This window comes from Herbaspirillum sp. Her4 (assembly GCF_057961335.1).
In genome coordinates, this window is record NZ_CM176330.1 from 4,217,948 (window position 1) to 4,241,844 (window position 23,897).

The 23,897-nt window shown below is 63.6% G+C and carries 22 protein-coding genes; 9 read left to right on the top strand and 13 right to left on the bottom strand.

Annotated elements, in window-relative coordinates:
* Positions 1-77 precede the first annotated feature (77 nt).
* From ACWFUC_RS19090 to mltG, 3 genes are read right to left on the bottom strand one after another with little or no spacing between them, the layout of a single operon-like run.
* Complete coding sequence (locus ACWFUC_RS19090; protein ID WP_489623010.1) at positions 78-1,115, bottom strand: DNA polymerase III subunit delta'; 1,038 nt, start codon at positions 1,113-1,115, stop codon at positions 78-80.
* Between the two features lie 10 nt (positions 1,116-1,125).
* A complete protein-coding gene (gene tmk / locus ACWFUC_RS19095; RefSeq protein ID WP_489623011.1) occupies positions 1,126-1,734 on the bottom strand; it encodes a dTMP kinase in 609 nt (202 codons plus the stop codon).
* 46 nt (positions 1,735-1,780) lie between these two features.
* Positions 1,781-2,761, bottom strand: a complete 981-nt coding sequence (gene mltG, locus ACWFUC_RS19100; RefSeq protein WP_039787874.1) for an endolytic transglycosylase MltG — start codon at positions 2,759-2,761, stop codon at positions 1,781-1,783.
* A 144-nt stretch (positions 2,762-2,905) separates the two neighbouring features.
* Between mltG and ygfZ the strand changes: the two genes are divergently transcribed.
* The 3 genes from ygfZ to ACWFUC_RS19115 are packed head-to-tail and all read left to right on the top strand — an operon-like array spanning position 2,906 to position 5,153.
* Positions 2,906-3,970 carry a CAF17-like 4Fe-4S cluster assembly/insertion protein YgfZ gene (ygfZ, locus tag ACWFUC_RS19105; RefSeq protein WP_489623012.1) on the top strand — a complete coding sequence of 355 codons (1,065 nt, stop codon included), beginning with the start codon at positions 2,906-2,908 and terminating at the stop codon, positions 3,968-3,970.
* Positions 3,971-4,014: 44 nt separating this feature from the next.
* The gene (locus ACWFUC_RS19110) at positions 4,015-4,314 is read left to right on the top strand and encodes a DUF4936 family protein (RefSeq protein ID WP_489623013.1); all 300 of its coding nucleotides are present in this window, start codon (positions 4,015-4,017) and stop codon (positions 4,312-4,314) included.
* On the top strand, positions 4,305-5,153 hold the full coding sequence (locus tag ACWFUC_RS19115; protein WP_489623014.1) for an NRDE family protein: 849 nt from the start codon (positions 4,305-4,307) through the stop codon (positions 5,151-5,153). Before ACWFUC_RS19110 ends, ACWFUC_RS19115 begins: the two co-directional genes overlap by 10 nt.
* 227 nt (positions 5,154-5,380) lie before the next feature.
* Here ACWFUC_RS19115 and ACWFUC_RS19120 read toward each other — a convergent pair whose 3' ends face one another.
* The 6 genes from ACWFUC_RS19120 to ACWFUC_RS19145 form a co-directional block, all read right to left on the bottom strand.
* The gene (locus ACWFUC_RS19120) at positions 5,381-6,268 is read right to left on the bottom strand and encodes a glycerophosphodiester phosphodiesterase family protein (RefSeq protein WP_489623015.1); all 888 of its coding nucleotides are present in this window, start codon (positions 6,266-6,268) and stop codon (positions 5,381-5,383) included.
* A 114-nt stretch (positions 6,269-6,382) separates the two neighbouring features.
* Positions 6,383-8,473, bottom strand: coding sequence for a phosphocholine-specific phospholipase C (locus tag ACWFUC_RS19125; RefSeq protein ID WP_489623016.1), 2,091 nt, complete (start codon positions 8,471-8,473; stop codon positions 6,383-6,385).
* A gap of 32 nt (positions 8,474-8,505) precedes the next feature.
* The gene (locus ACWFUC_RS19130; protein WP_286868995.1) at positions 8,506-9,216 is read right to left on the bottom strand and encodes an energy transducer TonB; all 711 of its coding nucleotides are present in this window, start codon (positions 9,214-9,216) and stop codon (positions 8,506-8,508) included.
* A gap of 19 nt (positions 9,217-9,235) precedes the next feature.
* Positions 9,236-9,634, bottom strand: a complete 399-nt coding sequence (locus tag ACWFUC_RS19135) for an ExbD/TolR family protein (protein WP_134222592.1) — start codon at positions 9,632-9,634, stop codon at positions 9,236-9,238.
* Positions 9,631-10,356 carry a MotA/TolQ/ExbB proton channel family protein gene (locus tag ACWFUC_RS19140; protein ID WP_489623017.1) on the bottom strand — a complete coding sequence of 242 codons (726 nt, stop codon included), beginning with the start codon at positions 10,354-10,356 and terminating at the stop codon, positions 9,631-9,633. Before ACWFUC_RS19140 ends, ACWFUC_RS19135 begins: the two co-directional genes overlap by 4 nt.
* 53 nt (positions 10,357-10,409) lie before the next feature.
* Positions 10,410-13,211 (bottom strand): TonB-dependent receptor, encoded by a 2,802-nt coding sequence (locus tag ACWFUC_RS19145; RefSeq protein WP_489637261.1) that lies wholly within the window; start codon positions 13,209-13,211, stop codon positions 10,410-10,412.
* Positions 13,212-13,630: 419 nt separating this feature from the next.
* On the opposite strand from ACWFUC_RS19145, the gene ACWFUC_RS19150 reads away from it, so the two are divergent.
* Genes ACWFUC_RS19150 through ACWFUC_RS19165 form a run of 4 tightly spaced genes read left to right on the top strand, consistent with a single transcriptional unit; the run spans position 13,631 to position 17,875 of the window.
* Positions 13,631-14,740: a LacI family DNA-binding transcriptional regulator gene (locus ACWFUC_RS19150; protein WP_489623019.1), complete on the top strand. Its 1,110-nt coding sequence runs from the start codon at positions 13,631-13,633 to the stop codon at positions 14,738-14,740.
* Positions 14,741-14,796: 56 nt separating this feature from the next.
* The gene (locus tag ACWFUC_RS19155; protein WP_489623020.1) at positions 14,797-16,092 is read left to right on the top strand and encodes an extracellular solute-binding protein; all 1,296 of its coding nucleotides are present in this window, start codon (positions 14,797-14,799) and stop codon (positions 16,090-16,092) included.
* Between the two features lie 8 nt (positions 16,093-16,100).
* Positions 16,101-16,985 carry a carbohydrate ABC transporter permease gene (locus tag ACWFUC_RS19160; protein WP_204726520.1) on the top strand — a complete coding sequence of 295 codons (885 nt, stop codon included), beginning with the start codon at positions 16,101-16,103 and terminating at the stop codon, positions 16,983-16,985.
* Entirely contained in the window at positions 16,979-17,875 is an 897-nt protein-coding gene (locus ACWFUC_RS19165; RefSeq protein ID WP_489623021.1) for an ABC transporter permease subunit, read from the top strand. The genes ACWFUC_RS19160 and ACWFUC_RS19165 overlap by 7 nt, the downstream gene beginning before the upstream one ends.
* Before the next feature lie 51 nt (positions 17,876-17,926).
* Here the strand turns inward: ACWFUC_RS19165 and ACWFUC_RS19170 are convergent, their stop codons facing one another.
* Complete coding sequence (locus tag ACWFUC_RS19170; RefSeq protein ID WP_034329554.1) at positions 17,927-18,625, bottom strand: type 1 glutamine amidotransferase domain-containing protein; 699 nt, start codon at positions 18,623-18,625, stop codon at positions 17,927-17,929.
* Positions 18,626-18,759: 134 nt separating this feature from the next.
* Between ACWFUC_RS19170 and ACWFUC_RS19175 the strand changes: the two genes are divergently transcribed.
* On the top strand, positions 18,760-19,671 hold the full coding sequence (locus ACWFUC_RS19175; RefSeq protein ID WP_489623022.1) for a LysR family transcriptional regulator: 912 nt from the start codon (positions 18,760-18,762) through the stop codon (positions 19,669-19,671).
* 86 nt (positions 19,672-19,757) lie between these two features.
* Here the strand turns inward: ACWFUC_RS19175 and ACWFUC_RS19180 are convergent, their stop codons facing one another.
* A complete protein-coding gene (locus ACWFUC_RS19180) occupies positions 19,758-21,083 on the bottom strand; it encodes a dicarboxylate/amino acid:cation symporter (RefSeq protein ID WP_121041495.1) in 1,326 nt (441 codons plus the stop codon).
* A gap of 310 nt (positions 21,084-21,393) precedes the next feature.
* On the opposite strand from ACWFUC_RS19180, the gene ACWFUC_RS19185 reads away from it, so the two are divergent.
* The gene (locus ACWFUC_RS19185) at positions 21,394-22,980 is read left to right on the top strand and encodes a methyl-accepting chemotaxis protein (protein ID WP_489623023.1); all 1,587 of its coding nucleotides are present in this window, start codon (positions 21,394-21,396) and stop codon (positions 22,978-22,980) included.
* 9 nt (positions 22,981-22,989) lie between these two features.
* Here ACWFUC_RS19185 and ACWFUC_RS19190 read toward each other — a convergent pair whose 3' ends face one another.
* Both ACWFUC_RS19190 and ACWFUC_RS19195 read right to left on the bottom strand, forming a co-directional pair.
* Positions 22,990-23,421 (bottom strand): GNAT family N-acetyltransferase, encoded by a 432-nt coding sequence (locus tag ACWFUC_RS19190; protein ID WP_134222603.1) that lies wholly within the window; start codon positions 23,419-23,421, stop codon positions 22,990-22,992.
* Positions 23,422-23,458: 37 nt separating this feature from the next.
* Complete coding sequence (locus tag ACWFUC_RS19195; RefSeq protein ID WP_489623024.1) at positions 23,459-23,893, bottom strand: PaaI family thioesterase; 435 nt, start codon at positions 23,891-23,893, stop codon at positions 23,459-23,461.
* Between the last annotated feature and the right edge of the window lie 4 nt (positions 23,894-23,897).

A 23,897-nucleotide genomic window follows, 5' to 3' on the forward strand; every position in this document is an offset into this window, starting at 1 on the left:
CGGAATTATACGGTCCGGCACGCCGCTTCCCGCCAGGCGCGGCGATTTGCCGCAGGCCCGGCCTGATCGACGCGGCGTCAATCGAACAAGCGCGCGTAATCGATCAACATTTCCTCAATGAACAGCTTGGCCGACAAGGGGTGATCCGCAATGGCGCGGCGATCGCCCATGCCGCGCAGGGCCTTGGACACGGCCAGCGCATCGACCCGCTCGGCCAGACGCCCCAGTTCCTTGCCATACCGCGGGTAGTAGCGCACCACCCCGGCCGACTTCAGCGACAGCAAATCATACAGCCAGCGCTGTACCCAGCCGACCAAGTCGGCGGCCGGCGTTTTCTGCAGCTTGTCGGCAGCGCGCAAGGCGCCGTCCACGCCGGGCTGGGCCAGGTGGCGCAGCAATTCATCCAGGGCATCACGGCCCTCGCCCTGGGCGGCTTCCAGCGCGGCCAGCGGTGCCCCGCCCTGCTCGGCCAGCCAGGCATCGGCATCCTTGACGCCCTGCTGCTTGAGCCAGGCCAGCGCTTGGTCATGGCCGGGTGCGGTCAGGGCGAACTTGCGGCAGCGCGACAGAATGGTCGGCAGCAAGCGGTCCAGGCGATTGGACAGCAGCAGGAACATGGTGCCCGGCGGCGGCTCTTCCAGCGTCTTGAGCAAGGCATTGGCGGCGGCGGTGTTGAGCGCCTCGGCCGGATACAGCATCACCACCCGCAAGCCCGAGCGGTGGGTGGAAACGTTCATGAAATCGGCCAGCGCACGGATCTGGTCGATCTTGATGTCCTTGGAGGGGGCCTTGCTGGCTTTGGCGGTTTTCTTTTCTTCACCTGCCTCGTCTTCGGCGGTCTCATCGTCCAGTACTTCAGGACGCACGCGCCGGTAGTCAGGATGATTCGATTGCGAGAACCAGTTGCAGGAGGCACATACGCCGCAGGCATGAGCCTCTGGCGTGGGCGATTCGCACAGCAGGGACTTGGCGAAGGCTTCGACAAACTGCGTTTTGCCAGTACCGGCCGCGCCATAGAACAGCAGCGCATGCGGCAGGCGCTCACGCAGTTGCTGCAACTGACGCCAGCTCTCGCCCTGCCAGGGCAGCAAACCGTCGGAAGAAGTCACGGACATGCAGCCTCCCTCACAGCGCTGCCACGATGGCGCGCAGTTCTTCCTGGATCGCCGGGATGGGACGCGTGGAATCGATCAGGCGGAAACGCTGCGGGAACTGCGCGGCGCGGCGCAAGTATTCGGCGCGGGTATTGGCGAAGAAATCGGCTTTCTCCTGCTCGAACTTGTCCAACGCGCGTTCGGCATCCAGCCGCGCCCGCGCCACTTCCAGCGGCACATCGAAGAGCAAGGTCAGATCCGGTTGCAGATGGGGATGAACCCACTGTTCGAGGCTGTCCAGCTTGTCCAGCGCCAGCTTGCGGCCGCCGCCCTGGTAGGCGAATGTGGCATCGGTAAAACGATCCGAGATGACCCAGTCGCCGCGTGCCAGGGCCGGCTCGATGACCTGGGCCAGATGCTCGCGGCGCGAGGCGAACATCAGCAGGGCTTCGGTTTCCAGATGCATCTTGTGATGCAGGACCAGCTCGCGCAGGCGTTCGCCCAGGTCGGTGCCGCCGGGTTCACGGGTGGCGACCACAGTCATGCCGCGCTCGCGCAGCAGCCGGGTCACGAAAGGAATGTGGGTCGACTTGCCGGCGCCGTCGATGCCTTCGAAGGTGATGAATTTGCCTGATGCCATGAAGGTATCGCTACTCAATGAATGAAACGGTAAAAGAAAGACTGGCTCAACGCTGGTAGCGGTTGACGGCCTGGTTGTGTTCGTTCAGGTTGCTGGAGAAATGGCTGGTGCCATCCCCGCGCGCCACGAAGTATAAGGCCTCGGTCTTGTCCGGGTTCAAGGCCGCCGCCAGAGAGGCTGCTCCGGGCAAGGCAATCGGCGTGGGCGGCAGACCGGCGCGCGTGTAGGTGTTGTAGGGGGTGTCGGTGAGCAGGTCGACTTTGCGGATCTTGCCCTGGTAACGGTCGCCCATGCCATAAATCACGGTCGGATCGGTTTGCAGCAGCATGCCGGTGCGCAGGCGGTTGACGAAGACCCCGGCCACCATGCCACGCTCGGATTTCTGCCCGGTCTCCTTCTCGACGATGGAAGCCATGGTCAGCGCCTCATAAGGCGTACGGTACGGCAGCGACAGGTCGCGCCGCGCCCAAGCTTCGTTGAGCTTCTTGCTCATGAGGGCGAAGGCCTGTTTGTAGACCTGCATATCACTGGCCCCCTTGGCGAAGAGGTAGGTATCGGGGAAGAACAGGCCTTCCGGATAGGTGTATTCGTTGGTCAGCTTGGCCAGGATCTGCTGATCGGTCCACGTGGCGGTGTCGTGCTTCAGGGCGGGTTGATCGGCGATGGCCTTACGCATCTGCTTGAAGGTCCAGCCTTCGATCACCGTCAGCGCTTCCTGGGCGAATTCCCCGCGCACCAGTTGCAGCAGCAGGCGCTGCGGCGTGTAGCCGGGCTTGATTTCATAGCTGCCGGCCTTGATGCGGCCGCCTTCGCCGGACAGGCGCGCGTACAGGGCAAACAGGTCGGGGTTGACCGGCACCCCGGCCGCGGCAATCTGCTGGGCAGCGCCGTTGACGCCCGCGCCCGGCGTGATGGTGAAGGCAATCACTTGTCCGTTCGGCTCCACGATGGGCTGCTTGGACCAATAGACGCCTGCCCCTGCCACCAAGGCTGCCAGCACCAGCAATGTCACAAATAACTTCTTCATACCAGAGGCGAAATCCTTGTTGCTCCGACGCGATTTATCGGAGATCACTATAATCGAGGCATCAATGATAATCGCTGGCACGACAGTTGCCTAATTTGCCGGACCGACCGACCGGCAAGACGTAATCCGTAAAAGATTTCCTTTATGACAGACATGACTTCTTCGCCCTCCGGCTGGCGTGACTTTCTGGCGCAACAAGGCGCCCAGTTCGACGCCGAGAGTGGCGACATCACGGGCTTTGGCCCGACCGCCCCGGCACCGCAAAGCCTGGAAAGCTTCATGGCCCCGCTCACCAGCCTGGGCCTGATCACAGCCACCGGCGAGGACGCCGCCAGCTTCCTGCATGGGCAGCTCACCAATGATGTGCAACAGCTCGACAGCAGTGCGGCCCGCCTGGCCGGCTATTGCTCCCCCAAGGGCCGTGTGCTGGCGACCTTCCTGATCTGGCGCGACGAGCAGGCCATCTGGCTGCAACTGCCGCGCAGCCTGCAGCCCGCGATCCAGAAGCGTTTGCAGATGTTCGTGATGCGTGCCAAGGCAAAACTGGCCGATGCCAGTGCCGAACGTGCCGTGCTTGGCCTGGTCGGCCCGGCCACGGCCAATGCCCTCGCTGAATGGTTCCCGGTCTTGCCGGCGGCCCCCTACGCCAAGATCGACAACAGCCACGGCACCCTGATCCGCCTGGCCGATGCCGCCGGCAGCCCGCGCTACCAGTGGATCGCGCCGGTCGACATCCTCACCGCCGCCTGGCCCAAGCTGGCCCAGCATCTGACCCCGACGGCCAGCCTGGCCTGGCGGCTGTCGGAGATCCGTGCGGGCGTGCCGGGGATCGTGCAAGCCACGCAGGAGCAGTTTGTCCCGCAGATGATCAATTTCGAACTGATCGGCGGCGTCAACTTCAAGAAGGGCTGCTATCCCGGCCAGGAAATCGTGGCGCGCAGCCAGTACCTGGGCAAGCTCAAGCGCCGTACCATGCTGGCCACCATTGCCAGCGCCGAGGCACGCGCCGGGCAAGAAGTCTTCGCTGCCGCCGATCCGGGGCAGCCCTGCGGCATGGTGGTCAACGCCGAAGCGCTGGATGCGGAGCACGCACTGGCTCTGGTGGAAATGAAACTGGCCGCTGCCGAGGATGCCGTGCATCTTGGTGCCGCCGATGGCCCGGCCCTGCATTTCCACGCCCTTCCCTATGAGCTGGCCGATCCGCAATAAGCGGCGCGCCGCCTGAGCCACACCGCAGCCATAGGGACGCATCCATGGATCTCTACATTTACTATCGGGTCGACAGTGCGAACGCGACTACCCTGTTCGGCAAGATCAAAGGCGTGCAAGCCATGCTGCAAGCGCGCCTGGGCATCGCCGGCGCGCTCAAGCGTCGTCCCGGCGAACAAGACGGCCTGCAGACCTGGATGGAAATCTACCAGGGCATCCTGCCCGCTTCCGCTGAGGACTTCACCCGGACCCTGGACCGCGCGCTGGCAGATTCCGGCGCAGCGGCGCTCATCAGCGGCGAACGCCACGTCGAGCACTTCGAGGATGTCGCGCCATGTGCCTGATCATCTTCGCCTGGAAAGTGATCCCCGGCATGCCGCTGATCCTGGCGGCCAACCGGGACGAGTTCTATGCCCGCCCCGCCGCCGATGCCGGCTGGTGGAACGACCATCCCCACATTTACGCCGGGCGCGATCTGCAAGGCGGCGGTACCTGGCTGGGCGTGACCCGGGACGGACGTTTTGCGGCGCTCACCAATGTGCGCGCACCTTCGGAGCGACGGGCCGATGCGCCCACACGCGGGCAACTGGTGGCCGACTATCTGGCCGGAGACCTTGATCCGCAAGCCTACTTGCGCCAGATCGAACCGCAAGCGCAACGCTACAACGGCTTCAACCTGCTGCTGGGCAACCGGGAAACGATGGTGTGGTATTCCAACCGGGGGCAGGAGGATCCGCGCAACGGACAGCCTTTGGAGTATGGCGTCTACGGCGTTTCCAACGCCTTGCTCGACACTCCCTGGCCCAAGCTCACCCGCGCCAAAGCCCAGTTCGCCAGCCTGCTGTGCCAAGGCGCGCCGGAAGAGACCTTCTTCGAGATGCTCACCGATGGCACTCGCGCCAATGATTGCCGCTTGCCCGATACCGGGGTGGGGCTGGAGAAGGAGCGCATGCTCTCGCCCATCTTCATTCGCTCTCCGGACTACGGTACCCGCTGCTCGACGGTGATGCGCGTGCCCATCGTCGGTGAGCCGGTGCTGACCGAGCACGTGGTCGATCCTATGGCGATGCAATATAGTGCCGAGCCGGCCACGGACAAGGCTTGCAAGATTCCGTGCAAACCACGTGTGCAGGAAGCTTCACCAGAAGACGGGCTGCAGGGTGAAACCACACGCCCGGCGTGATGATTCGGCTTCACATGAGCCCATCGAGAAATAAGCAAATCGAATATCTGATATACGAAAGATAAATTGGCTGAATTTGGTGCGGAGCAGTAAAGTTGCACCTGTCTCCTCCAATTTCCTCCTAAAGAATTGGATTGAAGCCCACACCGCAAGGTCGTGGGCTTTTTTTTCGTCCATACCTGGCGATACCGGGCCAACGGGATTGCTCCCGCCGCCCGGTGCCGCTCTCAACGCAACTTCTTGCGCTTCAACCACGCCAGCAATCGCTGCGGTTCATCGGTCTGGATAATGCTCACCCCGCTGGCGATGAGCTTGCCCCACACTTGCTCGGGATGAACCACCGACACCGTATCGAGGTAAGGTCCGGCCAGATCCATGGGCCGGCCGCTGTCGATGTCGATCGCCATGGTGTTGACCAGCAGGCGTACCGGCCTGCGCCCGATCGCCTGAACTGCCTCGCCGACTACGGCGGGATCACGGAAGATGATCTGCAACACCGTCGGCTCCTGTCGGGCCATGGTTTGCAATTGCCCGCTGCGCGCTGACGCTCCGGTCTTTTCATCGAAATACAGCGTCTGCACGGCAATGCCCAGCGAACGGGCCCAGGCCACCTGCTGCGCATCGACACCTGCATTGATGTTCAGCAGCACGTCGCGCGCGGTATCCGTCTCCAGGATCGCCGCCACCATCGGCCCGATGTCCGCCGCCTTCACATCCAGATTGAGCAGGATGCGCCCGCGCGCCGCAGCCAACGCTTCTTGCAGCGTAGGCACCCGGCGCGCGGTCAGGGACGCGCCTTTGCCACCGCCGCGCGCATACAGCCGCAGGGCCTGAATCTCGGCCAGCGTAAGGTCGGCCACCGCGCCATGTCCGTTGGTCGTGCGATCCACGGTCTCATCGTGCATCAGCACCAACGCGCCATCGCGCGTGGTGCGGACATCGATTTCTCCGATATCGATGCCTTCGGCGATGCAGCGACGGATGCCATCGAGCGAATTCTCCGAGGTTTCAGTCCAGCAGCTGCGGTGCGAGGACACCAGCACCGGGCCGGTCGCGGTGGTCAGCGCCGACTGACGCCAGGCAAGGGGTGCTGCTTGTGCGAGAGCTTGATCCATGAGCAGGCAAAAGGTACAGGTGAGGAGAAAACGGCCAAGAGAATGCATGAAAACTTCCTGGTAGATGAATGAATGTAAAAATGGGCTGTCCTGAAATGACCCATGAAGAAATGACTAGGTGACGAAAAAGGACGGACGCCCGGTCTCCACATGGCCCGCCAGGCGGCGCGCAAAACCCGGCCTGTCCTCGCTCTGAACCAGCAGGTCGTACCAGTGGTGACTGTTTTGCAGCGGCCATCGCAGCGTGGCCGACTGCCCCGGTGCCAGCGCAGCCGTACGCGCAGGCTGCCCGTAGGCCTGATCCCGCAGCACCAGGCGCACGGCTTGCGCACCCGGATTGGTCAAGGCCAGTACCAGCTCGCCATGCTCGCCATCATGGCGCACCTGCACTACCGGCCCGGCATCGCCGCCAGCGTCCAGGCTGCCTCGCAGCTCGCGCAGGAAACCGTTGGGGCCGTACACCTTCAGGTCGTAGACGCCCGCCGGCCCGACGCCGCGCCATTGCGCCGTCAGTGCCTTGCCCGGCTGTACGGTGAAGGTCTGGTAGCGTTCGCTCTCCTGACGGGCATACACCTGATAGACCACACCCGCCTTGCCGGGGTTGAGGAACTCCAGCTGCAGAGCGCCCCCTTGTGGCAGCGGCCGGTCATCCACCGCCAGCACATACGGCAAGGCCCGCGCCGGCCGCATGCCGCGCTCCTGCTGCGGCATCATCGGACTGGCAGGCGCAACGGGTGCGGGCAGGCGGGCCTGCGCATCCGACAGCGCGCGATAGGCCGAGGTGTCGGGCAAGACCGGACTGGCCACGTCGCGGCGACTGAAATCGAAGGCCGAGGTCAGATCCCCGCACACCGCGCGCCGCCATGGGCTGATGTTGGGTTCGTGCACATCGAAGATCTGCTCCAGGAAACGGATGACCGAGGTATGGTCGAACACTTCCGAGCACACATAGCCGCCCTTGGACCAGGGCGAGATCACCATCATCGGCACCCGCGCCCCCAGCCCGGCGGGCAGGTCATCGGCCGGGTTGACGTAGTCGCCCAGCCGATGGAATTCGCCGCTGACCTCTACCGTGGACTGCCCCTGCCCCGCATGCAGCGGCGGCGTGGGCGGTGCCACGTGGTCGAAGAAGCCATCGTTCTCGTCGTAGTTCACCAGCAGTACGGTGCTGCTCCACAGCGCCGGATTGGCGGTGAGGATGTCCAGCACCTGGCTGATGTAATGCGCGCCGTAGCCGGGAGTGCGGTCGGGATGCTCGCAACTGAGCTTGGGCGGCATCAGCCAGGATACCTGCGGTAGCGTGCCGCCGTTGACATCTCGCGCCAGGTCGGCCAGCGTGAACTTGCTGCAGGCCTTCTGCCACAACGGCGAATCGGGCGCGGCATTCTGGTACTGCGCGAAAAAATACTGCAGCACGTTGAAGTCGCTCGGATAGTCGCCGTGGTCCTTGTGCAGGTCATCGGTCCCCTGATACACCTTCCACGACACGCCATGCTGCTCCAGCCGCTCCGGATAGGTGGTCCAGCGGAAGCTGTCGGCACCGTTGCGGCGCTCGCCCGGCACCCCGGACCAGCTGCCGGTACGCGGCTGGAAGGTCATGGGTCCACCTGCCCTGCCCTGCAGGTCGATGCCGCCGCTCATCATGTGAAAGCGATTGGGATTGGTCGACCCCAGCACCGAGCAGTGATAGGCATCGCAAATGGTGAAGGCATCGGCCAGCGCGTAGTGGAAAGGCAGGTCTTCGCGCGTGAAGTAGGCCATGGTCACGGTGTCCTTCTTGGCCTCGATCCACTTGTCATAGTCGCCGCGGTTCCAGGCCGCGTGCTGATCCTTCCAGGCATGCGGCAGATTGCCGCCGGCGCGCCCGGCACTGGTGGTGGCCATCTCCATGCGATACGGCAGCACCAGCCGGCCCTGCGGATCGCGCTGGTGGAACACCGGACTGGCGTCCGGCAAGGGACGCGGGATAGGATCAGCGAAGCCGCGCACGCCCTTCAAGCAGCCGAAATAATGATCGAAGGACCGGTTCTCCTGCATCAGGATCACCACGTGTTTCACATCCTTGATGGTGCCGGTCGGTGACGAGGGGGCCACTGCCAGCGCCTTGCGGATACTGGCTGGCAAGGCCGTCAGTGCCAGCGCCGCGCTGCCGGTGCGGGCAGCACTCTTGAGGAAATGGCGGCGGCCGGGGGATTTTCTGTTCATCGGCGAATCTCGCAATCTTCGTATTGTTACGCTCAGTTCAGACTGAAGCGCAGTTCGACCTCACCCAGCACCGGCTCATCGGTACGTGAGAACTTCCATTGCATCAACGCCTTGGTCGCGGCCTGGTCGAACAGCTTGGGCGGCTGCGCGCGCACGATCTGCACGGCGCTGACCGAGCCATCCTTCTCGATGGTCAGGTGGGCCACCACCACACCTTCGGTATTGCTGGCCAGGGCTTTGGGCGGGTAGTCCGGCTCAACCCGCTTCAGCGGCACCAGACCGCGCCGTACCTCGCCGGGCTGGGCCTTGGGCGCAGGCGCCGCCGGTGCCGGCGGCGTACTGGGCGCAGCGGCAGCAGGGGCAGGCTGACTGGGAGACACCGGGGCCGGCGCCTCCTGAGACGGCGCGCTCGGTGCGGGCACCACCGGAGCCGGCTTCGGCGTGGGCGCTGGCTTGGGCGGGACCGGTTTGGGCGGCGGCCTGGGCGTCGGAGGTACCGGTGTCGGCGGTGTGGGCGCAGGCAACGGCGGTGCCTCGGCAATGCTCACCAGCTTCATCACCTTGACCGGTTCGGGTGGAGGTTCGGGCACCTGTGCCTTGGGCCAGGCCAGCAGCACGATGGCGCACTCGACCGCCACCGCCACGCCGACCGCCAGCGGCCAGCGCAGGGCGCTGCCGGCGGGTACGGCGGGTGGCTGATCCTGCCAGGAAGATGACGGCGCGGCGGACCGCGGCAGGGTCATGGAATGACGCATATCCACCTCAATGCTTGGCCGCAATGCCGATGTCTTCGACCCCGGCAGCGCGGGCCACATCCATCACGTGCAGCAGGTTTTCCAGCGATACATCCTTGTCGCCCGCCACCAGCACTTCCAGCTTGGCGGTCCGGGCGCGCTCTTTCAGTTGGTCAACCAGCGCATCATGCTCGACCGGCTTGCCTTCGAAGAACATGGCCCCCGTCTTGTCCACCACGATGGTGAGCGACTTGCTGGGCAGCGTGGCGGCACTGGCGGCTTGCGGAACGTTGATCTTGAGTCCGCTCACATCGATCATCTTGAGCATCGTCACCATGAAGAAAATGAGCAGGAACATCATGATGTCGATCATCGGGATGATCTCGATATGCGGCTCATCCGACTGCAGGTAGCGGGTGCGGCTCATGATGCGGCTCCGGCATAGACGACCTCGGCGGCGCGCTTGATGACGGGCTTGCCCTGCCCGGCGGCTGGCGACTCTCCGGCCTGACGCACCACGATGGATTCTTCCAGCAGACAGTGCTGCTTGATGAAGACCAGCTTGATCAGATCCAGCTCCAGCAGCGCCAGGCGCACTCGCTTGGAGAAGTAACTATTGGCCGCCACCCCGGCGATGGCCACCAGCAAGCCGCAGCCCGTGGCCAGCAAGGAGTGGCCGATCCCGTTGGTGACCGCCCCGCTGCTGCTGCCGGCGGTGCCCAGCACGTTGAAGGATTCGGTGATGCCGATGATGGTACCGAGCAGGCCGATCAGCGGGCCCAGCGTAATGGCCGCACCCAGCAGCCACAGTGCGCGGTCCAGTTCGGGCATGGTCCGTACGATGGCCTCGTCGATGTAACGATCCATGGCCTCGCCCGAGGCCAGTGCACGCGACTCCACGGCCGCATGCAGGGTCGGGCCGAAGACCGTGTTGCGATAGCGCTGGACGATCTCCTGCAAGGCGGCGTCGCTGCGGTGATCGGCGCGCAGCAGCGCCTGGTCGATCTGCTTGCCCGACGGCAGGCAGCGGGCAAAGAAGATGAAGCGCTCGAGCGAGACGGCCAGCACGACCAGCAGCAACAGGGCCAGGACGGGAATGATGCCCATCGATTGGCGGCTCAGTTCCAGGAGTTGTTCAAGATTGGACATGGCGTTTCCTTACAGGGGGGAGGTACAAAGGGTGAGTCAAACAAAACAATGCATCACAGGTTCTTGGGGCTGTAGTTCACTCCGAGCCAGATCATCCGGCCCATGGAGAAGGTGTCCTTGAGCTGGTCCTTGTTGGGACCAGTGACGCTGGTCACCGGCGAATTGGTCAGGTTGGCCACCTCGGCAAAGGCGCGCCAGCCACCGCCCAGGTCGTAACGGGCCTGCAGGTCGATCTGCTTGCGGGCCTGCCAGTAGACATCCTGGCTGGGCAGGCTGGCGTCGACCAGGCGCAGGCTGCGGCCGGTCCAGTTGTAGGCGGCCGAAAGATCCAGCTTCTGGTAGTTGTAGAACACGGTAAGGTTGCGGATCTGGTCGGGCTGGTTGACCAGGTTCTGGATGGTGCGCGTACCGCCACTGCTGGTGGCGGCGTTGAGCCGGCCGTCCAGGAAACTCAGGTTGGCGCTGAAGCCCAGGCCTTGCAGGGCCGGGCTGATCCAGCCCAGCGAACTCTGCACGTAACTCAGTTCCACGCCGTTGATACGCGAGCTGGAGGCATTGACCGGCTGGGTGATCGAGGCCGCACGGGTCGCGCCGTTGTAGAACAGAGTGCCCTGGCTGGAAAGGGTGTAGATCTCGTTCTTGATCTTCTTGTTGAACACCGCCAGCGACACCAGGCTGGAATTGGGCAGGTACCACTCGGCCGAGGCATCGAGGTTGGTCGATTCGCGCGGCTTGATGTCCGGATTGCCCTGGGTCACGGTGACCGAGCCATCGGTGTTCTGGCTGATCGTGGTGTTGGGCGCATAGGCATCGTAGTTGGGACGGCCGATGGTCTGGCTCGCCGCCAGCTTCAGCTTGACGGCATCGGTGGCGCTGAAGACCAGCGACGCTGCCGGCAGCAGATAGTTGTAACTGGAATCCTTGGTCTGCGACACCCAGGTGGTGCTGCCATTGCTGACGTTGCGCACATTGCCGGTGGTGGAAAGATTCGTATTGTCCTGGCGCAGGCCGAACAATGCGCTCCAGCGATCGGTCCGGTAGGACCCCATCGCATACAGCGCGGCGGTCTGTTCACTGTGCGAGTAATTGCTCTGCAGGCTGTTGACGCTGTTGGCGCTGCTGGCGGCGATCTGTCCCTGGTTGGCCGCGAACTGCTGCCAGGCCTGGGCACCGTTGACCAGGATGAAGGGCAAGCCGCCGCTGTAGGGCATGATGGTGCCGGATACCGAACCATTGCCGGCCAGCGTCAGCCCGCCCGAGGTCGGGAAGTACTGGTTGTTGACGTAGTCATAGCTGTGCTCCAGGCGGCGATAATCGACGCCCACGCCGGCCCCCAGGCCGCGGGCATCCTGGTCCATGTTCCAGCGGTAATCCAGCTTCACGTCGCCGACCTGATCATCGATGCTGACCATCTCCTTGCGCCAGTAATAAGCCTGCCAGTTGTTCAGGTTGGTGAAGTTGGAAGGATTGTTCAGTGCGACCGAAGGCTCGAAACCGGAGGTGTTGTAGCTCATGCCCAGCGCATTGGTACCGCTCAGGACCGGTGCCGATCCCGCCCCCGGATAGGAGAAATTGGCGAAGATGTACTTGGCCAGCTCGCGCGGCTCGCGGTGCTGGGCTTGCGAGTAGGAAGAACGCAGCGAGAGCACCTGGCTGTCGTCCAGCTTCCAGTCCAGACCGCCCTGCAGGGCCGATGTGGTGCGCTTGATGGTGGAGGCAGCATAGCCGGCTTCGGCCTCGCCGCGCGCGAACTGCCCGCTGGTGGCGGTCTGGTTCAGGACCGGATTGTTGCCGGTGCTGCGGCTGTCGTCGATGAAGGTTTCATTGCGCAGGATGTGGGTGGAATCGCTGTTGTAGCCAAAACCCAGGAAGCCGTAGACATCCGGGGTGAAGCGCCCTTCCAGCTTGGCATTGAAGCCGCTGGTCTCGCTGTTCTTGAGGTGCTGCCAATACTTGAACTGCTGCGGCACCGGGAAACCGTTGCCGGTGTTGGGCCCGCCGGATGCCGCCGGATTGGCGATGCTGCCGTTGGCGTTGTAATAGTTGTAGAAGATGTTGTCGGTGGTCATGTGACCGATCGAAACCGTATTTTCCTTCTCGAAATTGGCCGAGATCACGTAGCCGAAACGATTGTCCGGACCAAAGGTGTTGCTGAAGGTGACATCCGACTTCTTGGCCAGACCCTCCGCGCCCGAAGCGACCTTGCCGCTGCCGCCGGCGTGGCCGAGGGCACCGGTGGCGCTGAACATGGGTTTGCCGCCGTTATCGAAGGCGCTGCGGCTGACGATGTTGACCGAGCCGCCGACCGCATTGGGATCCATGTCGGGAGTCCAGGTCTTGAAGACCTGCACTTCCTTGACCATCGAGGCCGGCAGCATGTTGGTACGGGCGCTGCGGGTGGTCTGGTCGACCGAGGCCAGCGGCGCACCGTTGATGGTGACGTTGTTGTAGCTGCCATCGAGACCGCGAATGGCGATGAACTGGGCCTTGTCACGACCGTTCACATTATCCGGGTTGAAACTGACCGATACGCCAGCCACGCGCTTGACCACATCGGTCACCGTGGAATCCGGCAGACGCTCCACCTGCTCGCGGGTCACGCTGTCCATCACACGCTCTTCCACCTGCTTGCCGGCCACTGCTGCACTGGTCTGGCTGCGCTTGCGCGTGACCACCACGCTGTCAAGGCGCTTGACGCTCCCATCCTGGGCTGCCGGCACGCCATCGGCCTGGGCCGTGGTAGCGGGCGGGGCGGCGTCATCGGCTGCCCGCGCCAGCAGCGGCAGCACCGACAGCATCGCCAGGCTCATCAAAGACAAACGTCGGTACTGCGGACTTCCACTGCGGTAAGACATGGTATTCCCCTGAAAAACAAGTCATGGCGAGAAGGCGTGCGCATCCGGATCAGCCACGGCGGCGGGATGCGAAGCGGGCTATCATTTATAGAACGTTCTAATTTCAGAAAGAAAAAAATGGCAGTCTTTACAATAAGCCCCTGCCATTATTCTTTTTTAGCAACTTTATTTCAGTTGCTTTACATTAGAACGTTCCAATAGACTCGTATTTTCTCGAAGATTTGTGACCTCGTGATTACATCCGATGCCCTTGTCGCAAAAACATTTTTGGCGGAGAGCCGGTCCGGTTGTGCATGGCGTCATATATGATTGCGCAGCGCGGCACGCTCTTGCGCCGCCGCAACCCGACGCCGACCTGACATGACTTGCCTGCTCCGCTCCTCCCCGTCCTCGCTGCGCTTGCGCCAACCGCTCCGTTCATGAGTCGCCTCACCATCAAGGATGTCGCCAAGGCGGCCGGTGTCAGTTTCCAGACCGTCTCGCTGGTGCTGAACCACCCGGAGAAAGTCGCCCCGAGGACGCGCGAGCTGGTGCAAGCGGCCATCGATTCGCTCAATTTCATCCCCAACGTGGCCGCCCGCTCGCTGCGCAACATTTCCACGCGCACGCTGGCCTGCGTGATGTTCAATGGTTCGTCCTACGACGAACGCTCCGAGCGCACCCAGGACACCCACTACCACAACGTGGTGCAGACCCTCACCCGCGCAGCCGATCGCGCCGGCTATACGCTCCTGCAACGCAATCTGATGCGCGAAGACGAAGCCTCGCTGGTCTATGTGCGCGACCTGTTCCTGGCCGGACGCATCGACGGCATGATTGCCATGGTCAATCGCGCCGGCAATCCGGTGGTGAATGAATTGCATCGGCTGGGCTACCCCTGCGTGGTCTATGGCATGGCCGACCCGGCTTGTCACCACGTCGTGCAATCGGACCGGCAGGCCGGGCTGGCCGTGGTCGAACACCTCTATCGCACCGGCTGCCGCCGCATCGCCCTGGTGACCGGGCCGCACAAGGATCATGAACAGGGAAAATCGCGCGAGGACGGCGTACCGACTTCCAGCGAAGCGCGCTATTTCGGTTATCTCGACGGACTGGAAAAGTGCAGCCTGACGCCGCGCCCGGAATGGATAGTGACCGGAGACTGGTCGCTGGAAAGCGGCTATCGCGCGGCCGCCCAGCTCTGTCACCAGTCCGAGCGTCCGGACGCCATCTTCCTCGGCAATGACCGCATGGCGCTGGGCGCGCTCAAGGCGCTCTACGACCTTGGCGTGAAGGTGCCGCAAGAGATCAGCGTGGTGGGCTTCGACAACATGCGCTATGCCGACTTCAGCATCCCGTCCCTCACCAGCGTGGACGCGCCCATGCTGGAGATGTGCGAGTTTGCCGTGAAGCTGCTGCTGGAACGCATCGAGCTGCGCCAGGAGCAGCGCAACCAGTCCGGTGATGCGGCCGCCGCCCAGGCGGCCCTGGTGCAGAAGATGTTCTCGACGCACCTGGTGATCCGCGACAGTACCCGCCCGGTGATGTGAAACATCCTGCACGTCAAGGCCGCGCACGCTGCCGCCTCTCCCTCTTACGGCACGGCATGGCATTGCTGCTGGTCCTGGCGGCGGCGCGCGCGCAGTCGGCCAGCTTCGAATTCTGGAGCAGTCACAGCGGTCCCATGGCGCAGGCCGTGCGGCAACTATGCGCCGACTTCAATGCCGCCCAAAAGCAGCATCAGGTACGTTGTGTCACGCCCGGCTCCTATGAGCAGACCATGCAGAAGACCATCGCCGCCTATCGCGCCGCGCAACAACCTGCGCTGGTGGAAATCTACGATGTCGGCACGCTGGACATGATGCTGAGCGGAGCCATCGTGCCGGTCCACCAGTTGATGGCCGCGCATGGCTACCACGTGGACTGGCAGGATTACCTGCCCGCGATCCGCAGCTATTACACCGATGCCAAGGGGCAGTTTGATTCCCTGCCCTTCAATGTCTCCACCGCTGTTCTGTACCTGAACACTTCCAGGCTGCAGCAGGCCGGCATCAACACCCTGCCCGCCACCTGGAGTGAACTGGAGCAGGCCGCACGGCAGTTGCGCGCGGCTGGCCAGACCTGTCCGCTGGTGAGCGACTTCAATCCCTGGATCCTGCTGGAGCAGGTCAGCACCATCGAGGGCGCACCGCTGGCCGACCAAGACAACGGCCACCGGAGCCTGGCCACCCACTATCTGTTCGACCAGGGACTGCATCTGCGCTTCATGCAGCAGGTACAGCGCTGGCATCAACAGCATCTGCTGGTGGAAGCCGCCGCCACCCGCACCGGGCGTCATACCCTGGCCTTCACTACCGGGGAATGCGCCATGCTGCTCGACTCCACCAGCGCCTGGCATGCCGTGGCGCGCAGCGGCCTGCCCGGACTGGCAGTACTGCCGCTGCCGGTGCATGCCGGGAGCGAGCGCCACAACAGCGTACCCGGCGGCGCCTCGCTGTGGGTGATGAAGGGATTTGACGACCAGGTCTATGCGGCCGTGGCGGCCTTCATCGCTTATCTGCAGCAACCGCAGAACCAGCGTCTGCTGGTGCGGCAGACCGGTTATCTGCCCGTTACCCGCCAGGTGGCAGCCCAGATCATGGACGACGCGGGGCACTATCCGGCGTCGGTGGTGGCGGGCATTCATTCGCTGGATGCGAACGCTGGCCAGCCAGGAGTCGGACCGCGCCTGGGCTTCTTCCCGCAGCTGCGGCTGGCCTGGACCGAGCAGGTGCAGACCGCACTGGCCGGCCAGCAGGACATGGCGAGTGCCCTGGCCAAGGCGCGCCGCCGGGGGGATGCCTTGCTGCAGCGTTTCCGCCTCACCTATGCCCCCGCCGATTCCCCTGCACCGCGGCGCTAGCACACATCATGGATACCCGCCCCGCCTTCCCTGCCCGCTGGTTCCCCCTGCTGCTGGCCGCGCCGCAGATGCTGATCGTGTTTCTGTTCTTCCTGTGGCCGGCCGTCAAGGCGATCGCCTGGTCCTTCTATCTGGTACGTCCCTTCGGCAACGGTTCGCGCTTCGTCGGACTGGACAACTACCTGCGCATCCTCACCGATGACGGCTTCTATGCCTCCCTGCGCGCCACGCTGGTCTTCACGGCCGGCAGCACCCTGCTCGCCGTGACCCTCGCCCTGGCACTGGCGGCCTGCCTGGAACTGGATGTGCGCGCCAAGCGCCTGCTGCGCAGCATCTTCATCTGGCCCTATGCCGTGGCCGGGGTAGTGGTCGGTATCGTGCTGAAGGTCTTGATCAATCCGGTTACCGGTTTGCTGGCTTTTCTCAACCACCTCTGGCCGGGCCTGTGGGCACCCCATCTGGCTGGCCAGCAAGCCATGCTGGTACTGATCGCGGCCTTCGCCTGGACCCAGGTGCCGCTGAACTTCATCCTGTTTTCTGCCGCCTTGCAGCGGATTCCTGCCGATCTGACGGGAGCCGCCGCCATCGATGGGGCTGGCCCGTGGCGGCGCTTCGTGGATATCCAGTTGCCGATGATCGCACCGGCACTGCTGCTGGCCGGTGTCCTGAACGTGATAGAGGCCTTTACCCACGGCTTCGGGCTGGTGGACGCACTGACCCAAGGCGGACCCGGCCGCAGCACGGCGATCCTGGCCTATCAGATCTATTCGGATGGCTTCATCGGGCTGGACCTCTCGGGCTCATCGGCCTTGTCGGTGATCCTGATGCTGTTCATCGTGGCGCTCACGGTGTTGCAGCTGCGCTTCTTCCGCCAGGGAGCAGGACGATGGTAGAGCGCCATCCGCGCATGACCGCGCTGGCCTACTGCATCCTGGGGCTGGGCGTAGTGCTGGCCTTGGGGCCGCTGTACCTGATTCTGTGCTCGGCCAGCGTCTCCAGCCAGCAGTGGATCAGCCAGGGCATGCCGCTCATGCCAGGCACCGCGCTGCCGGACAATCTGCGCGAAGTGGGGCAGCGCATCGACCTGTGGCGCCATCTCTTCAACAGTCTGCTGGTGGCCGCCCTGGTGGTGACCGGCAAGCTGCTGCTGTCCTCGGTCACGGCTTTTGCAGTGACCTACTTCCAGCCGCGCTGCCGGGGCCTGATCCTGGCCTTGCTGTTCAGTGCCCTGCTGCTGCCGCTGGAAGTACGCATCGTCCCGACCTATGCAGCGGCCTCCGACTTGTTCGAACCGCTGCGCAGCCTCTTGCAGGCGCTGGGCCTGAGCGGACAGCATGCGGTGCCGTCGATCAGCCTGATCAATACCTATGCAGGCCTGTCCTTGCCGCTGGTGGCGTCCGCCACGGGAACCTTCCTGTTTCTGCAGTTCTACCGCACCATCCCGCCCGAACTGGTGGAAGCGGCGCGCATCGACGGGACCGGGCCGTGGCGCTTTTACGTAGATATCCTCCTGCCGCTGTCGAAAACCAATTTTGCGGCGCTGGGATCCATCGTCTTCATCAATACCTGGAAAGACTACATGTGGCCCCTGGTCATCACCAGCCATGACCAGATGCGCACCATCACCCTCGCGCTGGCCAGCTTCCTGCCGGTGGAAAGCGGGCAGATGCCGCAGTGGAACCTGCTGATGGCGGCGGCCCTGGTGGCCATCGTGATCCCCGCCGTGTTCGTGGTGGCGGCGCAGCGCTGGTTCGTCAAGGGCATCGTCGGCACGGAAAAATAAAGGCCCGCCCCGCATGGGACGAGCCTTTCAACCAGCAGACGACAGGAAAAATCAGGCACCCAGTTCCAGCGCTTCCAACAACATTTCAGCCACGCGCTCGGAAGACTGCGGATTCTGGCCGGTGATCAGCTGGCCGTCACGGATGGCAAACACCTGCCAGTTGTCGGTCCCCTCAAAGACGGCACCCAGTTCACGCAGACGGCTCTCCAGCAGGAAGGGCACGACCTCGGCCAGTCCCACTTCGCGCTCTTCGGCATCTGTGAAGGAATTGACACGCTTGCCAGCCACCATCGGCTTGCCATCGGCCTTCACGGCCGACACCAGGCCAGCGGCACCGTGGCAGACTGAAGCAATGAACTTGCCGGCGGCATAGGCGCTCTCGACGGTCTTCTTGACGTTGGCATCGGTGGGCAGGTCCCACATGGTGCCATGGCCGCCGGGGAAGAACACCGCATCAAACGCGCCGACTTCGATCTCGCCCAGCGCACGCGTGGCCGCGATGCGCTGCTGCAGTTCCGCATCGGCCAGCATGCGTTCGACGATGGCATCGTTCTGGCCTTGCGGCTTGAGGCTGCCCGGATCGATCGGCGTCTTGCCACCGGCGGTGGAGGCGATGACGACCGAGGCACCGGCATCCACCAGGGCGTAGTACGGGGCTGCCAGTTCTTCGGCCCACAGGCCGGTGGGCTTGTCGGTGTCACCCATGCGGCTGCTGGAGGTGACGATCATCAGGATGTTGGGCTTCTTCATGGTGTTCCTTTCTTCACGAGGGAGGGACGGCATCTGCAGCAAAGCGGCATTGCCAGACTGCCGATCACTGTATTCCCATCACAAACAAAGATAAACTCCATCCCTCTCAATTCATTCATTACATCATTGAACAAATGCGCAACTTCGATCCCGTCCAGCTAGGCAGCATCGAACTGTTCTGCAAAGCCGCCGAACTGGGCAGCTTCACGGCCGCCGCCGAGGCGCTGGGCCTGACGCCGGCCTCGGTGAGCCGTTCCATCAGCCGGCTGGAAGCTCGTCTGGGCGTACGGCTGTTCGCCCGGACCACGCGCCAGATCCGGCTGACCCGCGAGGGCGAGCTGTATCACGAGCAGTGCCGCCAGGCGCTGGAACAGATCGCCGAGGCCGAACGCATCCTCACCGGCCAGCAGAAAGTGCCCAGCGGCCCGCTGCGCATCAGCGTCGGCACGCCTTATGCGCACTATCGGCTGCTGCCGTTGCTGCCGCGTTTCCAGGCGGCGTTTCCGCAGATCGAGGTGGAATTGAGCATTGCGAACCGCGTCATCGATTTCGTCGAAGAGGGCTATGACCTGGCCATCCGCCTGGGCGTGCCGCAGGATTCGCGGCTGATCGCGCACACGCTGGAGGAAGCCACGCTGGGCGTCTTTGCGGCCCCTTCCTATCTGGCCCGGCGCGGCACGCCCGGCGACGTGGAAGCGCTGAAACAGCACGACTGCATCCAGTTCATCCTGCCCAGTACCGGACGCGCGATGCCGTGGATCTTCAAGGACGGACAAGGGCGCGACATGGATTTTCATTTCCGGAGCCGGCAGCGCATCCATGACGACGTACTGGGCTGCGTCAACTGGGCCATTGCCGGCGGGGGCCTGTTCCAGATCTATCACTTCATCGCGCAAGCCGCCGTGCAAAGGGGCGAGCTGGTGGAAGTGCTGCAGTCGGCCGGGCATCGTACCCGGCGTTTCTCCATCCTGTATCCGCACAATCGCCATCTGTCGGCGCGGGTGCGGGCGTTTGTGGATTTCGTGATGCAGGCGGTGCGGCCATAAAACATCGGCCCCATCGCCACGCCAACTAAGACGCGAAGATGGGGCCGACGAGGCAATGGGTGCGGGAATGCTTCCCGCCTCCCTGCTTAGTGATGCATCTTGGCTTCGGTACGATCCAGGACGGCTTCAGGGGCTTGCGCGTCTTCCACGGTCTCGTTGTTCAAGACCTTGGTCAGGCGTTCGCTGTCCAGTTCACCGCTCCACTTGGCGACCACCAGGGTGGCCACGCCGTTGCCGATGGTGTTGGTCAGTGCGCGAGCTTCCGACATGAAGCGGTCGATACCCAGGATCAGCGCCAGACCGGCCACCGGCACGTGGCCCACGGCCGACAGCGTCGCCGCCAGCACGATGAAGCCCGAACCCGTGATGCCGGCTGCCCCCTTGGAGGTCAGCAGCAGCACGCCCAGAAGCGTCAGTTCCTGCACGAAGGTCATGGGGGTGTTGGTCGCCTGGGCGATGAACACGGCGGCCATGGTCAGGTAGATCGCGGTACCGTCCAGGTTGAAGGAGTAACCCGTCGGGATCACCAGGCCGACCACGGTCTTCTTGGCACCGGCGTTTTCCATCTTGGCCAGCATGCGCGGCAGCACCGATTCCGAGGACGAGGTACCCAGCACGATCAGCAGTTCTTCCTTGATGTACTTGACGAACTTCCAGATCGAGAAGCCGTGCAGGCGGGTGATGATGCCCAGCACCACGAAGATGAACAGCAGGCAGGTCAGGTAGAAGGTGCCCATCAGCTTGGCCAGCGAGAACAGCGAACCGACGCCGTACTTGCCGATGGTGAAGGACATTGCGCCGAAGGCTCCGATCGGGGCTACCTTCATGATCGCGCCCACCACCGAGAACAGCACGTGCGAGATCTTTTCGATGAAATCGAACACCAGCGTGCCGCGGCCACCGAACTTGTGCAGCGCGAAGCCGAACAGCACTGCCACCAGCAACACCTGCAGCACGTCACCCTTGGCAAAGGCGTCCACCATGCTGGTGGGGATGATGCCCAGCACGAAGTCGGTCACCGAACCCATCTTGCCCGGGGCGGTGTAGGCGGCGATGCTCTTGGTATCCAGCGAAGCCGGATCGACGTTCATGCCCACGCCCGGTTGCAGGAAGTTCACCAGCAACAGACCGATGATCAGTGCCACGGTGCTGACGATTTCGAAATACAGCAGGGCCAGGCCGCCGGTTTTGCCGACCTTCTTCATGTCTTCCATGCCGGCGATGCCGATGACGACGGTACAGAAGATGACCGGCGCGATGATCATCTTGATCAGCTTGACGAAGCCATCGCCCAGCGGCTTCATGGCTTCACCGGTAGACGGATAGAAGTGACCCAGCGCGATACCGATCACGATGGCACACAGGACCTGGAAATACAGGGATTTGTAAAGGGGCGGTTTTTGCGCCGACATAGTGCTTTCTCCTTGAAACATGGATGACCGGCGGGTCCGTGGAGACCTGCCGCCTGCCGTTGTCGGATCGTCGTCCGTTCTGGCGGGTACTTATTGTTTGTCCGGGAGAACTCCCCCTCCCCGGTTCGGCCGCAAGTATCTCGCAGTCATTTCCGGGCGGGTATTGTGGGAAACCACATAGCGTCACTAAAGAGGCACGCAAACTGCTTTATTCTTCATTCTGCATAGCAACAAAATTCGCTATATTCTGTGCCGGACTGAACGGTTCATTCTTTCTCCGGATGCAGTCGGCACTTACAAGGAAAACATCGTGCAACGAAAACTGACGGTCACCGCCCGCCTGGCGATCCTGGTGGCGGTACTGTGCGGCAGCGTAGTCCTGCTGGCCTGGCGCGACATACAGGGCATGGCGTCCAGCAACGACAAGCTGCGCTACGTCTATGAAGACCGCACCATGGCGCTGATCCACATCGCCCGGGTGCGCGACGCGCTCTACCTGAACCGCGACGTCATGGGCCGCGCCCTGATGATCGCCAACCTGCCCGCTCCGGCCATTGACGACAGCAACGGCACCAGCAGCGATCGCATCAAACCCCTGCTGGAACGCATCCCGGCGCTGGATGCGACCTTTGAGCAAGGCTGGCAAGCTTACCGGGCGACGCGGCTGGAACCTCAGGAACAGACCGAGGCGGAACGCTTCGAGCAAAGCTGGCGGCGCTACGTCGCCGAGCGCGCCGTGGTGCTGGACCTGTTGCGCAGCAACGAGCCGCTGCAGGCCAACCGCCGCTGGACCCCGCTGACCAGCGAGCTGGCCGGCCTGGCGACGCAGCTGGCCACCCTGGGCCAGTTGCAGGAAAGTTTTACGCGCACCTCTTATGAGGCGGCGTTGCAGGACTATCGGCAACTGCGCACCCACAACCTGCAGATCGCCGGACTGGCGCTGGCCATCGGCGTGTCCATTGCGCTGTGGATCATGATCAGCCTGCGCCGCCAGCTGGGTGGAGAGCCGGATTACGCCGCCGACATCGTGCATCAGATCGCCGAAGGCAATCTGGGCGTGGCGGTCACCCTGCGCCGCCGGGACCGCAGCAGCCTGCTGTACGCGATGCAAGGCATGCGCGAACGGCTCACCGACATCCTGCGCGGCGTCACGCTTCTGACGCAGGCCCTGGGCGACTCTGCCCGCCAGCTCAATGCCACTGCCCAGGACCTGGCGAGCGCTTCCAACGAGCAGGCGGCCGCCGTGGAAGAAGTACACAGCGCCATCAGCAACATCAGCCTGGCCATCCAGCAGACCGGAGAACATGCCCGCCGCACCGACCAGATCGCCCTGAACGCTGCTGCCGATGCCGACCAGAGCGGCGCGGCCGTCCAGAGCACGGTGGCGGCCATGCGCGGCATCGCGCGCCAGGTCGGCGTAATCGACGACATCGCCTACCAGACCAATCTACTGGCCTTGAACGCCGCCATCGAGGCGGCGCGCGCGGGAGAACACGGACGCGGATTCTCCGTGGTGGCGGCTGAAATCCGCAAGCTGGCCGAGCGCAGCCAGGGCAGCGCGCAGGAGATCAGCGTGATTGCCCAGCAAAGCGTGGAATTGGCCGAGGCCACCAGCCAGCGCCTGGCCGCCGGTACGCTCAACGGCATCCGTGAAGCCTCGCAGCAGATCAACCAGATCACGCTGTCGGCGCGCCTGCAGGAGGAAGGGGTGCAAGAAATCGGTTCGGCGGTGATGCAGCTCAATGACACTACTCAGCGCAACGCGGCCGCCTCCGAGGAACTGGCCACCACTGCGGAAATGGTGGCCGAACGGGCGCGCGAACTGACCGCCCAGCTGTGCTACTTCAGACTGGACGAGAGCCGTCCGGCGATGCCGCCGCCGGCCTCGCAAGCTTGAGCAGGACGATCAAGCGGCCGACCCTTGCAGTCGCGCGCGCATGGTGATGTGGGGGATGCCGGCTTCCATGAATTGCTCACCCTCGCGGGCAAAACCATGGCGCTGGTAGAAGCCCTCGGCATGCACCTGGGCATTGAGGATGACTTCGGCGTCACCGCGTGCACGAGCCGCGGCAATCAAGGCCTGCAAGACGGCGCCGCCCACGCCTTGGCCGCGCCCGGCCTTGCGCACGGCCATGCGGCCGATGTGCCCGTCCGGCAGCAAGCGGCCGGTCGCCAGCGGCTGGCCAGCATCGTCATAGGCCACGGCGTGTACGCAATGCGGGTCCATCTCATCGAGCTCGATCTCGGCGGGCACCTTCTGTTCATCGACAAAGACCTCGAAGCGAATCGGCTGGGCCTGCGCACGCAGCTGCTCCCAGCTGCCGGTGGTGATTTTCATGGTGGATTTCCTGCAAAAAAAGAACAGCGTGCTCCGCTCACTCCTGATCCAGCTTGCGCGAGATATCCAGGCGGCGAATCAGCTTGAAGGTGCCCATGGCCTTGGCCACCAGGCGATCGCCGTTGAACAGTTCGGCCTGGCAGAAGCACATGGTGGTGGAGCGGTGATAAGTGTGGCCGCGCGCGATGATGGTGTCCCCTGCGTGCCCGGCCGGCTGCAGGAAACTGGTGCTCATCTCGACGGTCGCGGAGGATTTGGCATCGGGAGCGCCGGCGCGGGCCGACAGGCCCATGGCAACGTCCAGCAAGGTCATGCTGATGCCACCCTGGGCCACATGCCAGCTGTTCATGAACTCGGGCTTGAGCTTCAGTGCCATGACGGCGCGGTCATTGCCGTATTCCAGCACCACCACGCCCAGTGCTTCCAGATACGGATTCCCCTGCGGGAAGATGTCAGTAATGGACAGACTCATGCCG

Excerpts from the sequence above, each read along its gene's own strand:
- ACWFUC_RS19165 (WP_489623021.1), top strand. The coding sequence starts at position 16,979 with ATGGTAGAGCGCCATCCGCGCATGACCGCGCTGGCCTACTGCATCCTG.
- ACWFUC_RS19190 (WP_134222603.1), bottom strand. The coding sequence starts at position 23,421 with ATGAAAATCACCACCGGCAGCTGGGAGCAGCTGCGTGCGCAGGCCCAG.
- ACWFUC_RS19160 (WP_204726520.1), top strand. The coding sequence starts at position 16,101 with ATGGATACCCGCCCCGCCTTCCCTGCCCGCTGGTTCCCCCTGCTGCTG.
- ACWFUC_RS19150 (WP_489623019.1), top strand. The coding sequence starts at position 13,631 with ATGAGTCGCCTCACCATCAAGGATGTCGCCAAGGCGGCCGGTGTCAGT.
- ACWFUC_RS19140 (WP_489623017.1), bottom strand. The coding sequence starts at position 10,356 with ATGTCCAATCTTGAACAACTCCTGGAACTGAGCCGCCAATCGATGGGC.
- ACWFUC_RS19120 (WP_489623015.1), bottom strand. The coding sequence starts at position 6,268 with ATGGATCAAGCTCTCGCACAAGCAGCACCCCTTGCCTGGCGTCAGTCG.
- ACWFUC_RS19155 (WP_489623020.1), top strand. The coding sequence starts at position 14,797 with ATGGCATTGCTGCTGGTCCTGGCGGCGGCGCGCGCGCAGTCGGCCAGC.
- ygfZ (WP_489623012.1), top strand. The coding sequence starts at position 2,906 with ATGACAGACATGACTTCTTCGCCCTCCGGCTGGCGTGACTTTCTGGCG.
- ACWFUC_RS19115 (WP_489623014.1), top strand. The coding sequence starts at position 4,305 with ATGTGCCTGATCATCTTCGCCTGGAAAGTGATCCCCGGCATGCCGCTG.
- ACWFUC_RS19135 (WP_134222592.1), bottom strand. The coding sequence starts at position 9,634 with ATGAGCCGCACCCGCTACCTGCAGTCGGATGAGCCGCATATCGAGATC.
- ACWFUC_RS19110 (WP_489623013.1), top strand. The coding sequence starts at position 4,015 with ATGGATCTCTACATTTACTATCGGGTCGACAGTGCGAACGCGACTACC.
- tmk (WP_489623011.1), bottom strand. The coding sequence starts at position 1,734 with ATGGCATCAGGCAAATTCATCACCTTCGAAGGCATCGACGGCGCCGGC.
- ACWFUC_RS19145 (WP_489637261.1), bottom strand. The coding sequence starts at position 13,211 with ATGTCTTACCGCAGTGGAAGTCCGCAGTACCGACGTTTGTCTTTGATG.
- ACWFUC_RS19130 (WP_286868995.1), bottom strand. The coding sequence starts at position 9,216 with ATGACCCTGCCGCGGTCCGCCGCGCCGTCATCTTCCTGGCAGGATCAG.
- ACWFUC_RS19170 (WP_034329554.1), bottom strand. The coding sequence starts at position 18,625 with ATGAAGAAGCCCAACATCCTGATGATCGTCACCTCCAGCAGCCGCATG.
- ACWFUC_RS19090 (WP_489623010.1), bottom strand. The coding sequence starts at position 1,115 with ATGTCCGTGACTTCTTCCGACGGTTTGCTGCCCTGGCAGGGCGAGAGC.
- ACWFUC_RS19180 (WP_121041495.1), bottom strand. The coding sequence starts at position 21,083 with ATGTCGGCGCAAAAACCGCCCCTTTACAAATCCCTGTATTTCCAGGTC.
- mltG (WP_039787874.1), bottom strand. The coding sequence starts at position 2,761 with ATGAAGAAGTTATTTGTGACATTGCTGGTGCTGGCAGCCTTGGTGGCA.
- ACWFUC_RS19175 (WP_489623022.1), top strand. The coding sequence starts at position 18,760 with ATGCGCAACTTCGATCCCGTCCAGCTAGGCAGCATCGAACTGTTCTGC.
- ACWFUC_RS19125 (WP_489623016.1), bottom strand. The coding sequence starts at position 8,473 with ATGAACAGAAAATCCCCCGGCCGCCGCCATTTCCTCAAGAGTGCTGCC.
- ACWFUC_RS19195 (WP_489623024.1), bottom strand. The coding sequence starts at position 23,893 with ATGAGTCTGTCCATTACTGACATCTTCCCGCAGGGGAATCCGTATCTG.